We start from the raw sequence: 11,246 nt of genomic DNA on the forward strand, positions 1-11,246 counted from the left end.
GCCCGGACAATCAAGCCGGGCCGCGCCGGGGCCACGCGCTTGTTACTCTTCGCCGATCTTGCGTGGGGGTGCCGACGGCGTGCGGACGCCAAGCGCCCGCCAGCGCGCAAGCTCGGCCTGCTGATCCAGCCGCTGCTTGCGGTAGGCCTTGTAGTAGACGTTGACGTTGAACAGCCGCTCCAGCGGGCGGCCGTTGTTGTCGCGCCGCCAATCCAGGTCTTCCGCCGCCAGCGTCGCGCGAATACCGGCGTCGACACCGAAGCGCGCCGATTGGGCGTAAAGCGCCGCGTCGCTTGCCGGGATGCCCCCCGCCGCCGAGGGCTTGCCCCCCAGCGCCACCGCGGCATCGGCCTCGGGGTTCTGGTCGGTGCGGTTGAAGCCGCCGGGGGTCGGTTCCGGCAGGTCGGACAGGCTTTCCGGCATTTCCAGCGCCTTCGGCGGCACGATGGCGAATTCGTCCGGCCCCTGGCCCGCGCGCAGGTTCATCAGCTGCGGGTCGCCCTTGCCGCCGCAGGCCGCAAGCGTGACCATCGCCGCAACCGCGATGACCGCCCTGCCGTATCCTGCCTGCATGCCTGCCTCCGAACGTCTTTGACCCGTCTTAGCCTAAAGCAAAGCGGGCGTCACGGGTGTTTAGCGACGACGGCGGGCGGGTTTTCCAGCCTTCGCCTGCCCCCCGGCAAACAGCACCAGCCCCAGTGCCCCCGCGAAGATCGCGATATCGGCCACGTTGAACGCGTAGGGATTCTCGATCCCGCAGCAGGACATGTTCAGGAAATCCGCCACCGCGCCATAGGCGATTCGGTCGATGATGTTGCCAAGGGCACCGCCGACCAGCAGGCCGCCCGCCAGTTCCGCCTTCCAGTTGCCCCGCTCGCGCCGCATCCACCACACCACCCAGGCCGAGATCACCAGCGACACGGCGACCAGCCCCCAGCGCGCCAGGTCAGATCCATGCGACAAGAGGCCGAAGTTGATGCCCTGGTTCCAGGCCATGCGGAAGGTGAGGAAAGGCGGCAGCACGTCGATCTCGCCCCGGTTCAACAGGTCCAGCCCCTGCACCACCGCCAGCTTGCTCAGCTGGTCCAGCACGAAAGTGGCGACGGCGGTGATCCAGAAACGCCGCATCATCAGTGCCGGAAATGCCGCTGGCCGGTGAAGACCATCGCCAGCCCGCGTTCGTCCGCCGCAGCGATCACCTCGTCGTCGCGCATCGACCCGCCCGGCTGGATGATCGCCGTCGCGCCCGCTTCCGCCGCAGTGATGAGGCCGTCGGCGAAGGGGAAGAAGGCGTCCGAGGCGACGACCGCGCCCTTGGTCAGCGGGCCCGGCAGCCCCAGCGCCTCGGCCATGTCCTCGGCCTTGCGCGCGGCTATGCGGGTGCTATCGACGCGGCTCATCTGCCCCGCGCCGACGCCCACGGTCGCCCCGTCCTTCACATAGATGATGGCGTTCGATTTCACATGCTTCGCCACCGTCCAGGCGAACATGAGGTCGGCCATTTCCGCCTCGGTCGGCGCCCGCTTCGTCACCACCTTCAGGTCGCTGGCCGCCAGATGCCCCGCATCCCGGTCCTGCACCAGGAACCCCCCCGCCACCTGCTTGAACGCCAGGCCCTTCGCCTTCGCATCCGGCAAGGCGCCCGTGGTCAAGAGCCGCAGGTTCTTCTTCCCCGCGAACACCGCCCGCGCCTCTTCGGTCGCATCGGGGGCAATCACCACTTCGGTGAAGATCTTCACGATCTCCTCCGCCGTCGCCCCATCCAGCACCTGATTCAGCGCCACGATCCCGCCGAACGCGCTGGTCTGGTCGCAGTGGTAGGCGCGCTGATAGGCCTCCAGCAGCGTCGAGGCCGTCGCCACCCCGCAAGGATTCGCATGCTTGATGATCGCGCAGGCCGGAGCGCCCCCGGCAAACTCCGCCACCAGTTCAAACGCCGCATCGGTGTCGTTGATGTTGTTGTAGGACAGCTCCTTGCCCTGCCACTGCCGCGCCGTCGCCACGCCGGGGCGGCGCGTGCCGTCGGTGTAGAAGGCCGCCGCCTGATGCGGGTTCTCGCCATAGCGCAGCGCCTGCGCCAGCCGCCCGGCAAAGCTGCGGTAGCGCGGGTTCGGCTGGCCGATCTCCTCCGCCAGCCAGGTGGAAACCGCCGTGTCATAGGCCGCCGTCCGGGAATAGGCCGTCAGTGCCATCTTCTGCCGGAACGCCATCCCCGTCGCCCCGTCATTCGCCTTCAGCTGCGCCAAGAGGCAGTCATAGTCCAGCGGGTCCGTTACCACCGTGACAAAGCGATGGTTCTTCGCCGCCGCCCGGATCATCGCCGGGCCGCCGATGTCGATGTTCTCGATGCAGGTCGCATGATCCGCGCCCGCCGCCACCGTCTGCTCGAACGGGTAGAGATTGACGATCAAAAGGTCGATCGGCTCGATCCCGTGCGCCGCCATCGCCACCAGATGCTCGTCGTCGTCGCGCAGCGCCAGAAGCCCGCCATGCACGTTCGGGTGCAGAGTCTTGACCCGCCCGTCCATCATCTCGGGGAAGCCGGTCACCTCGGCCACGTCCCGCACCTTTAGCCCCGCCGCCCGCAACATGCCGCTGGTTCCGCCGGTCGAGATCAGCTCCACCCCGTATCCCGCCAGTGCGCGGGCCAGGTCCAGAAGCCCGGTCTTGTCGGAAACCGAAATCAGCGCGCGGCCGATGGGGACGAGGTTGGTCATCGCTGGAACCCTTCGCTTGCCCGTGGGGCCGTCAGGGGTCCACCCCCTCCAGGTCCCGGATGGCGAGCGGAGTATCCTTTGCCTTCGCCAAGGTCCAGCCCACCCGTGTCTCGAAGCCACGCGCCTCGCCCCGCAGCACGATCTGCGTGCAGGGCCGCGGGTTCAGCCGCCCGCTTTCCAGATAGGCCGAGGGCTCCAGCCGCAAGTCCGCCGGTCCGCTGTAGCGCAGGACCCAGATCTCGCCACTGCGCAGCGCCATCGACACCGCCGCCCCACCCATGTCCAGCGTTGCATCCACCTCCGGGTGCAGGTGGAATCGGATCGCGAAATGCGCACCCGCCATCGCGGTCTGGGTCATCGCATCCTCGAACCGCCGGCGCGCCTCGACCGTCATCGCGGTCAGCGCATCCACCCCGGAGAGCCGCCGCCCGTCCTGCGCCAGCGTCAGGCTGCGGCTCGCCGTCAGCCCGTGGCTGGAAAGCCAGCCGTCATGCGCCAGATACAGGTCCGTCCCCTCGGTCCCCACCGTGAGGCGCGAGCCGGTGACCTGCGCCCGATGCTCCAGCGCCTCGCCCGCCGCGCCCAGGCGCGAGGACGACACCCCCTCCATCCCCAACGTGGAATGCGAGGCCGTCGCCCGCGAGGCCCGCGCCCAGTCCGCCCCGAACCCCGCGCCCGAGCCGCAATTGACCACCAGCGCCCGCCGCCCCGAACACAGCTCGAACGCCCCGGTCGAGGCATGCGCCGTCCGCGCCGCCCGCCCGCCGGGAGGCGCCGAGGCATCGACGATGACCGAGGTCCGTCCGCCATGCAGCCGCGCATAGCCCATCGCGATGGCGGGCGTCGCCCCCGCCCGCACCCCCGCCGCCGCCAGCGCCTGGTCCAGCCGCCCTTCCGTCCCCTTGTCCCCGCCGTGGAATCGCGCCAGTTCCCCGTCCGAATGTCGCACCGCCCGCAGCGCCGGGGCGATCCGGGTGATCGCCGCCGACAGCGCCGGGGGCACCGTCAGACTGGCCTCGCTCATCGCGCTCGCCGACCAGGTCAGCAGCGTCAGCACCTCCAAGAGCTCCTCCGGGTTCCGCGTCGGGATGCCGCCCTCGGCGTCGATATCCGCCTCGCAGGCCGCCGCCAGCGCGGCTGAGGCCGGGGTCACCAGCCCCTCCATCCCGATCAGCGAAATCCCGGCATAGACCAACCCGGTCAGCGCCTCGAACCGGGGCAACCCCTCCGCCGCGCTGCGCCAGCGCTTCGAGAGGTAAGTCGCCTGCCGCGACAGCGCCGCATAGAACGCCGCCGACTGCGCCCTGTCGCGCGCCTGCAACAACAGCGTCGCGTGATGCACCCAACGGATGATCCGCCGCCCGGTCAGGTCCGGCGTCCAGCCCGGCCCCCGACCCCCGCCGAACCGCGCGATCCAGCCCCAGGTCCAGTCCTGCGCCCGCGCCTGCGCCTCTTTCGTCCCCAGCGCCGCGAGGTCGTCCAGCCAGCCGAACCCCTGCGCCTCCGCCGCGAACCCCCCTGGCGCTGCGATATCCCAAAGCGAAGCGCCCGGCGCCTCGGCCAGATGCCCGGCCAGCAGGATATTCCCCAGGATCAACTGCTTGCCGCGCGTGTAAAGCCCGATCGACCGCGGTTCCGGCTGCGACACGAAGCCGCCCGCAGGCCGCGCCCGACGCGCTGCCAACACGGCCAGCCGGTCAGCCAGCCGATCCAGTCGTTGTGACGTGGTGCGCACGTCCTGCCTCGCTCGCTTGCCCGGTTCGCCCAGGTCGTGAGCGCCGATGATAGGCAAAACCGGGTCGCTCGTCGATGATTTCGTCTTCTCCCCGCCGATCACCGACGAGAAGACGAAGTCGAGCGAGGAGGATTTGCCTGGGGGCCGTCAGGCCAGATGGTCGATCCGCCGCAACACCTGCGCCAGATGCCCGACCTGATCCAGCCAGCGCGCCAGCAGCCTCGGATCATGCGGCGCGCCATGCACCCCCGCCGGGATTTCCCGGTTCAGCACCGCCTCCACCGCCAACGACACCGGCACCGAGACCAGCCGCCCCATCGCCGTGCCGCGCACATCGCCCCAGGCATCCATCGCCCAGGTCTGGTGGAACACCGGCACGCCCTCGCGTTCCGCCTTCAGCGAGACGAACAGCACCACCCGGTCCGGCTCGCCCTCGGCATAGGAGTTGTCGCGCAGCAATTCCGCCGCCCGCGCGTTCAGCGCCGCATCGACCTCCGCCGCCGGTTTTCCCTCCAGCCCCTCGATCTCGCGGAAGATCGGCGCCCAGGCATCGGCCCAGCCGTTCAGCCGGATCGTGCCCCGGACGAAGTCCCTGACCTTCCAGTGCTTCTCGAAGCGATACTCGTCCATGAACGGATAGCTGTCGCGGTTCGGATAGACCTCGAAGCTTTCCGGCACCGGCAAGGGCGCATCATAGCGGCTGATCGCATCCCAGGGCCGCGCCACCCTGAGTTCGGTGAAGTGGCGCAGCGACCGCGAGGGCGAGCGCAGCGCCTTCAGCACCCCCGCCGGAGCCCGGCTGAACTTGTAGCGGAAGGCGTTCGGCTCCTTCGGCACCTCGCCGCAATAGCTGGTGAAGCTCAGCACGTTGTCGTTGTGATAGGCCTTGGACGCCCGATAGCGCGCCACCAGATCATGCGCCATCAGGTGGTCGATCCCGGGGTCCAGCCCCACCTCGTTGATCGACACCAGCCCCGCCTCGCGGAAGGCCTCGTCCAGCGCCCGCATCTCCGGCGCGATGTAGCTGGAGGAACAGAAGTTCGCCCCCTTCTCCAGGCACAGTCTGGCGATGCCCACATGCTTGTCGGCCGGCACCATCGACACCGCGATGTCCTGCGGCTTCAGCGCTTGCGCCAGTGCCTCCGGGCTGAACGCCCGGATATCCCGCGTCAGGTCACCGACCCCGGCCCGCGCGATCTCCACCGTGCGGTCCCAGACCGCGACCGGATGCCCCGCTCCGATCAGCCGCCGCAGCCCCGGAAGGGACAACCGCCCCGTGCCGCACCAATGGATCGTCATCTCTTCTCCTCCGCCCGGCCGACGCTCGACCGGGAATTTTCGAAAATTCATGGCCCAAATCTTTTCGAAAAGATTTGCGCCCTCTCACACGTCCGCGACGTGCCTGTCGAATTCCAGCTTCGCCCTCCCCCAGACACCCTTGTCCAGCGCGCCCAGCGTCAGCAGCGGCGGGTTCTCGGCCAGCCGCAGCGCCGGAGCGTCCCAGTCCGTCGCCCCCGCCCCCGGCCACGAACCGCTGCAAGAACACCCGCCCCGCCGGTTGCCGCTTGTAGGCACGCCCGAACATGATGAGCCGGTGCGTCAGCGGCGTCCCGTCCTTCCGCATGGTCGATCCGACCTCGTGATAGCCGATGCGCCAAACCGGCAAAACCCCGCAAACAAACCGTTTCCGGCCCTTCCCGGCTTGCAAAACCCGCCGTATCACCGCAAGTCTGCGCCATGCCTTCTGACGAGTATTGCGCATGCAGATCGACCCGACCGCATTGCCCGAGGTCCTGATCCTCACCCCCCGCCGCCTCAGCGATGCGCGTGGCTGGTTCATGGAAACCTGGAACGGCGCCCGAATGGCCGACGCCGGCCTCGACCTTCCTTTCGTGCAGGACAACCACTCCTTCTCCGCCGCCAAGGGCACGCTCCGGGGCCTGCACGTCCAGTCGCCCCCCCGCGCGCAGGACAAGCTCGTCCGCTGCTCGCGCGGCGCGATCCTCGACGTCGCGGTGGACATCCGCACCGGCTCGCCCACTTACGGCCAGCACGTCGCCGTCGAACTGACCGCCGACAACGGGCGGCAACTCTTCGTGCCGAAGGGCTTCCTGCACGGCTTCGTGACGCTCACCGCCGACACCGAAGTCCAGTACAAATGCTCCGACCTCTACTCCCCCGAGAATGACGGCGCCGTCCGCTGGGACGACCCCACCCTCGGCATCGACTGGGGCACCAGCACCCCCATCCTCTCCGACAAGGACGCCCGCGCCCCCCTCCTCGCCGACATCGGCCAACCCTTCCGCTATGGGGTGACGGAATGAAACTCCTCGTCACCGGCGGCGCCGGGTTCATCGGTTCCGCCGTCGTCCGCCTGGCCGTGTCGCGCGGCCATGAAGTCGTCAACCTCGACGCCATGACCTATGCCGCGAACGAGGCCAATGTCGCCTCCGTCGCCCGCTCCAACCTCTACAGCTTCGAACAGGCCGACATCCGCGACCGCGCCGCGCTGGACCGCATCTTCGCCCTGCACCGTCCCGACGCCGTGATGCACCTCGCCGCCGAAAGCCATGTCGACCGCTCCATCGACGGCCCTGCGGATTTCATCGAGACCAACATCACCGGCACCTTCAACCTGCTGGAGGCCGCCCGCGCCCACTGGACCCGCGCCGGGAAACCGGCAGGCTTCCGCTTCCACCACATCTCCACCGACGAGGTCTTCGGCTCGCTGGGACCGGAGGGCCAGTTCACCGAACACACCCCCTACGACCCCCGCTCGCCCTATTCCGCGTCGAAAGCCGCCTCCGACCACCTGGTCCGCGCCTGGGCCGAAACCTACGGCCTGCCCGTGGTCCTCACCAACTGCTCCAACAACTACGGCCCCTACCATTTCCCGGAAAAGCTGATCCCCGTCACCATCCTGAACGCGCTGCACGGCAAGCCCATCCCGGTCTACGGCAATGGCGAGAACATCCGCGATTGGCTCTACGTCGAGGACCACGCCGACGCCCTCCTCCTCGTCCTCCAGAAAGGCCAACTCGGCCGCAGCTACAACATCGGCGGAGAGAACGAACGCCGCAACATCGACCTCGTCCGCACCATCTGCGCGCTGCTGGACGAGATGGCCCCCAAAACCACTCCTCACGCCGACCTGATCACCTTCGTCACCGACCGCCCCGGCCACGACGTCCGCTACGCCATCGACCCCAGCCGCATCCGCGACGAACTCGGCTGGCGGCCCAGCGTGACCGTGGAAGAAGGGCTAAGACGCACCGTCCGCTGGTACTTGGACAACGAGGCATGGTGGCGCCCGCTGTTAGATCGCAAGGGGGTGGGCGAAAGGCTGGGGAAGGGCTGATGCTGACCGCCCACCTGCCCTCGGGTTATCTGCTGGCGCGCAGCTTGCCCAAGGCGATCCCGGCGCTGATGCCGGTTACTCTGATCGGCGCTGTCTTCCCCGACATCGACATGCTGTGGTTTCACTTTGTCGATGGCCGTGCCTTCCACCACCACCGCTATTGGGTGCATATCCCCGCATTCTGGGTCGCGCTCGCCGTCGTCGCGCTGCCGCTAGCCTTGTGGCTGGGCTACCTGCGCACCGCCTTGGTCTTTTTTGCTGCAATCCTCATACACCTGATGCTCGACACCATCGGCGGCGGCATCATGTGGGGCGCCCCGTTTTCCGATCACCTGTTTGAACTGGTGACAGTCCCACCCAATCACGGCCATTGGATCGTCTCATTCATGCTGCACTGGACGTTTCTGGCAGAAATCGCCATCTGGTCGGCGGCGCTGGCACTCTGGCTGCGAAGGGATCTTGCGACATGACCCTCCTGATCTTCGGCAAGACCGGCCAGGTCGCGCGCGAGCTTCAGCGCATCGCCCCCGACGCCACCTTCCTGGGCCGCGAGGACGCCAACCTCCTGAACCCCGCTGCCTGCGCCGCCGTGATCGCCGCCACGAACGCCGACGCCGTGATCAACGCCACCGCCTGGACTGCCGTCGATCAGGCCGAGACCGAGGAAGCCACCGCCACGATCGTCAACGGCGATGCCCCCGCCGCGATGGCCCGCGCCGCCGCGGCAAAGGGCCTGCCGTTCCTGCATGTCTCGACCGACTACGTCTTCGACGGCTCCGGCGACCTGCCCTTCGCGCCGGATGACCCGACCGCGCCCCTCAACGCCTATGGCCGGTCGAAGCTGGCCGGGGAACTCGGTGTCCGGGGCGCCGACGGCCCCCACCTGATCCTGCGCACCTCCTGGGTCGTCTCGGCCCACGGCGCGAATTTCGTGAAAACCATGCTCCGCCTCGGGGCTGAGCGTGAAAGCCTCAACGTCGTCGCCGACCAGATCGGCGGCCCGACCCCCGCCGCCGCGATTGCCCGGGCCCTCGTGGAAGCCGCCAGCTCGCTTCTCGACGGGGCGGAAGGTGGCACCCATCATCTTTCGGGCAGTCCCGATACCAGCTGGGCCGAGTTCGCGCGCGAGATCATGGCGCAGGCCGGGCTCACCTGCCGCATCGACGACATCCCGACCGCCGCCTATCCCACGCCCGCCCGCCGCCCGCAGAATTCCCGGCTCGATTGCAGCCTCTTCGACGCCACGTTCGGCATTTCCCGCCCGGACTGGCGGGCCGGCCTTTCCGACATTTTGAAGGAGCTTCGTCCATGACCCGCAAAGGCATCCTGCTCGCCGGGGGCACCGGCTCGCGGCTCTGGCCGATCACGCTCGGCACCTCGAAGCAGCTCTTGCCGATCTACGACAAGCCGATGGTCTACTACCCGATCTCGGTCCTGATGCTGGCCGGCATCCGCGAGATCGCGATCATCACCACGCCCGAGGACCAGCCGCAGTTCCAGCGCCTCTTGGGCGACGGCAGCCAGTGGGGCGTCGGCTTCACCTGGATCATCCAGGAAAAGCCGGAAGGCTTGGCGCAGGCCTATCTCCTGACCCGCGATTTCCTGAACGGCGCGCCCTCGGCGATGGTCTTGGGCGACAACATCTTCTTCGGCCACGGCCTGCCGGACATCCTGCTGCGGGCCTCGGCACAGGCCTCTGGCGGCACCGTCTTCGGCTATCATGTCTCGGACCCGGAACGCTATGGCGTCGCGGCTTTCGATGCCGATGGCCGCGTCACCCAGATCGTCGAAAAGCCTGCCGTGCCGCCGTCGAATTTCGCCATCACCGGCCTCTATTTCCTCGACGGTCGCGCGCCCGAGATTGCCGCCACCATCAAGCCTTCCCCGCGCGGCGAGCTGGAAATCGTCGATGTGCTGGAACATTACCGCGCCGAAGGCTCGCTCCAGGTCGAACGCATGGGGCGCGGCTTTGCCTGGCTTGATACGGGCACGCCGGGCAGCCTGCTCGACGCCGGGAACTTCGTCCGCACCCTGCAGGACCGGCAGGGCATGCAGGTCGGCTCACCGGACGAGATCGCCTTCCGTCAGGGCTGGATCGACCGTGGCGGACTGGCGGACCGGGCGAAGGTCTTCGGCAAGTCCAGCTATGGCCTGCATCTTGCGGGGGTGCTGCGGGAGTGACCCCGCCCCGGACCTGATCCGGGGCCTCCCGTCAGTCAAGGCGTTAAGAAATCCTGAACGTCCGCAACCAACCCATTGAAATCGTTCAGCCGAAATTCCTGTCCACCGTGGACAGTCAGGCAGCCTCTTCCGCCGCAGGCCGCCGGATCGCCCCCGCCGCTTCCAGCACCAGGGGCCGGAATCCCGCCTCGCCCGCATCGAGTTTCTGGAAGAACTGCCGCCGCATCCGGGGCTCCCAGAAGTCGTTGATATGCGCGGCGAGCATCGAAACCCCCTCGGCATGCGGCTTCGATTCCATGAATTTCGCGATGTCATTCGCCATGCGAACGATCTTGTCAGCCGACATGGGCCCCCTCCGTCTGCAATCTATCCGTATGCGAGAAGACCTCGAAGCGGTCCCCCTTCGCCAGCGCGACCAGGGTGATCCCCGCCCGCTCCGCCAGCTCCACCGCCGCCACCGTCGGCGCCGAGACCGCGACGATCATCGGCGCACCCAGCATGGCGACCTTCTGCACCATATCGGTCGAGACACGGCTGGTCAGCACCACCGCGCCCTCCGGCCCGATCCCCTGCCGGACCATCCCGCCCACCAGCTTGTCCAGCGCATTGTGCCGCCCCACGTCTTCGCGGGCCAGGAGAACCCGCCCGTTCCAGAACGCCGCGCCATGCACCGCCCGCGTCGCGTCATGCAGCCGTTGTTCCCCCGGAAGCGCCGCCACCGCCGCCAGCACCTGCGCGGGCGTCATCCGAAAGGCCGAGGGCGCCACCACCGGCACCTCGCGCAAGGCCTGGTCGATCGAGTCGATCCCGCAGAGCCCGCAGCCCACCGGTCCCGCCATCTTCCGACGCCGCGCCACGAGCCGCGCCTCGGCCTCCGGGCGCAGCCAGACCTGTACGTCGCAACCGCGAGGCACGGTTTCGACCTCGACCGACAGAATATCCTGCGGCCCGGCGATGCCTTCGGTCAGGGCGAAGCCTACCCCGAAATCCTCCAGATCCGCCGGGGTCGCCATCATCACCGCCTGCGTGGTCCCGTTGAACGACAGGGCAACGGCCACCTCTTCGGGCAGCACCCGGTCCCCCGGCTGAACCGAGGCACCGAACACCAGCCGGGGCGTGGCGCGTGCACCTGTCGGGGCGCCCTTCATTCCGCCGCCAGGATCCGGCGCGATTGGGCGGCCTGGGCGTTGTACTCTTCCTGCCACTCGGTCGGGCCGTTGGAGGGCGAGACCTGCACCGCCGTCACCTTGTATTC

General features: G+C 68.4%; 13 protein-coding genes. 5 read left to right on the forward strand and 8 right to left on the reverse strand.

Going from position 1 to position 11,246, the window contains the following annotated elements; genetic code table 11:
* Positions 1–42: 42 nt before the first annotated feature.
* From ACE3P6_RS17070 to ACE3P6_RS17095, 6 genes are all read right to left on the reverse strand, one after another.
* Positions 43–573, reverse strand: coding sequence for a DUF3035 domain-containing protein (locus tag ACE3P6_RS17070; RefSeq protein ID WP_374370471.1), 531 nt, complete (start codon positions 571–573; stop codon positions 43–45).
* 60 nt (positions 574–633) lie between these two features.
* Complete coding sequence (gene lspA / locus ACE3P6_RS17075) at positions 634–1,128, reverse strand: signal peptidase II (protein ID WP_374397497.1); 495 nt, start codon at positions 1,126–1,128, stop codon at positions 634–636.
* Between the two features lie 2 nt (positions 1,129–1,130).
* Complete coding sequence (gene purH / locus ACE3P6_RS17080; RefSeq protein WP_374397461.1) at positions 1,131–2,717, reverse strand: bifunctional phosphoribosylaminoimidazolecarboxamide formyltransferase/IMP cyclohydrolase; 1,587 nt, start codon at positions 2,715–2,717, stop codon at positions 1,131–1,133.
* A gap of 31 nt (positions 2,718–2,748) precedes the next feature.
* Complete coding sequence (locus ACE3P6_RS17085; protein WP_374397464.1) at positions 2,749–4,452, reverse strand: heparinase II/III family protein; 1,704 nt, start codon at positions 4,450–4,452, stop codon at positions 2,749–2,751.
* Positions 4,453–4,599: 147 nt separating this feature from the next.
* Entirely contained in the window at positions 4,600–5,751 is a 1,152-nt protein-coding gene (locus ACE3P6_RS17090) for a saccharopine dehydrogenase family protein (RefSeq protein ID WP_374397467.1), read from the reverse strand.
* Positions 5,752–5,835: 84 nt separating this feature from the next.
* A complete protein-coding gene (locus ACE3P6_RS17095) occupies positions 5,836–6,027 on the reverse strand; it encodes a hypothetical protein (RefSeq protein WP_374397469.1) in 192 nt (63 codons plus the stop codon).
* Positions 6,028–6,212: 185 nt separating this feature from the next.
* Between ACE3P6_RS17095 and rfbC the strand changes: the two genes are divergently transcribed.
* Genes rfbC through rfbA form a run of 5 tightly spaced genes read left to right on the forward strand, consistent with a single transcriptional unit; the run spans position 6,213 to position 9,991 of the window.
* Positions 6,213–6,776, forward strand: coding sequence for a dTDP-4-dehydrorhamnose 3,5-epimerase (gene rfbC / locus ACE3P6_RS17100; RefSeq protein ID WP_374370483.1), 564 nt, complete (start codon positions 6,213–6,215; stop codon positions 6,774–6,776).
* Positions 6,773–7,810 (forward strand): dTDP-glucose 4,6-dehydratase, encoded by a 1,038-nt coding sequence (gene rfbB / locus ACE3P6_RS17105; RefSeq protein WP_374397472.1) that lies wholly within the window; start codon positions 6,773–6,775, stop codon positions 7,808–7,810. Before rfbC ends, rfbB begins: the two co-directional genes overlap by 4 nt.
* On the forward strand, positions 7,810–8,280 hold the full coding sequence (locus tag ACE3P6_RS17110) for a metal-dependent hydrolase (protein ID WP_374397476.1): 471 nt from the start codon (positions 7,810–7,812) through the stop codon (positions 8,278–8,280). Before rfbB ends, ACE3P6_RS17110 begins: the two co-directional genes overlap by 1 nt.
* Positions 8,277–9,122: a dTDP-4-dehydrorhamnose reductase gene (gene rfbD / locus ACE3P6_RS17115; protein WP_374397478.1), complete on the forward strand. Its 846-nt coding sequence runs from the start codon at positions 8,277–8,279 to the stop codon at positions 9,120–9,122. The genes ACE3P6_RS17110 and rfbD overlap by 4 nt, the downstream gene beginning before the upstream one ends.
* Positions 9,119–9,991, forward strand: a complete 873-nt coding sequence (gene rfbA, locus ACE3P6_RS17120; RefSeq protein WP_374397481.1) for a glucose-1-phosphate thymidylyltransferase RfbA — start codon at positions 9,119–9,121, stop codon at positions 9,989–9,991. The genes rfbD and rfbA overlap by 4 nt, the downstream gene beginning before the upstream one ends.
* A 115-nt stretch (positions 9,992–10,106) precedes the next feature.
* On the opposite strand, the gene ACE3P6_RS17125 is transcribed toward rfbA, so the two are convergent.
* Both ACE3P6_RS17125 and fdhD read right to left on the reverse strand, forming a co-directional pair.
* Entirely contained in the window at positions 10,107–10,337 is a 231-nt protein-coding gene (locus tag ACE3P6_RS17125) for a formate dehydrogenase subunit delta (RefSeq protein WP_374397484.1), read from the reverse strand.
* Positions 10,327–11,139 carry a formate dehydrogenase accessory sulfurtransferase FdhD gene (fdhD, locus tag ACE3P6_RS17130; RefSeq protein ID WP_374397486.1) on the reverse strand — a complete coding sequence of 271 codons (813 nt, stop codon included), beginning with the start codon at positions 11,137–11,139 and terminating at the stop codon, positions 10,327–10,329. Before fdhD ends, ACE3P6_RS17125 begins: the two co-directional genes overlap by 11 nt.
* Positions 11,140–11,246 lie beyond the last annotated feature (107 nt).

This window comes from Tabrizicola sp. (assembly GCF_041911175.1).
In the GTDB taxonomy this organism is placed as follows: domain Bacteria; phylum Pseudomonadota; class Alphaproteobacteria; order Rhodobacterales; family Rhodobacteraceae; genus Tabrizicola.

Bases quoted from the DNA above. Each gene is read 5' to 3' on its own strand.
- ACE3P6_RS17070 (WP_374370471.1), bottom strand. From the start codon at position 573: ATGCAGGCAGGATACGGCAGGGCGGTCATCGCGGTTGCGGCGATGGTC.
- lspA (WP_374397497.1), bottom strand. From the start codon at position 1,128: ATGCGGCGTTTCTGGATCACCGCCGTCGCCACTTTCGTGCTGGACCAG.
- purH (WP_374397461.1), bottom strand. From the start codon at position 2,717: ATGACCAACCTCGTCCCCATCGGCCGCGCGCTGATTTCGGTTTCCGAC.
- ACE3P6_RS17090 (WP_374397467.1), bottom strand. From the start codon at position 5,751: ATGACGATCCATTGGTGCGGCACGGGGCGGTTGTCCCTTCCGGGGCTG.
- rfbC (WP_374370483.1), top strand. From the start codon at position 6,213: ATGCAGATCGACCCGACCGCATTGCCCGAGGTCCTGATCCTCACCCCC.
- rfbB (WP_374397472.1), top strand. From the start codon at position 6,773: ATGAAACTCCTCGTCACCGGCGGCGCCGGGTTCATCGGTTCCGCCGTC.
- ACE3P6_RS17110 (WP_374397476.1), top strand. From the start codon at position 7,810: ATGCTGACCGCCCACCTGCCCTCGGGTTATCTGCTGGCGCGCAGCTTG.
- rfbD (WP_374397478.1), top strand. From the start codon at position 8,277: ATGACCCTCCTGATCTTCGGCAAGACCGGCCAGGTCGCGCGCGAGCTT.
- rfbA (WP_374397481.1), top strand. From the start codon at position 9,119: ATGACCCGCAAAGGCATCCTGCTCGCCGGGGGCACCGGCTCGCGGCTC.
- ACE3P6_RS17125 (WP_374397484.1), bottom strand. From the start codon at position 10,337: ATGTCGGCTGACAAGATCGTTCGCATGGCGAATGACATCGCGAAATTC.
- fdhD (WP_374397486.1), bottom strand. From the start codon at position 11,139: ATGAAGGGCGCCCCGACAGGTGCACGCGCCACGCCCCGGCTGGTGTTC.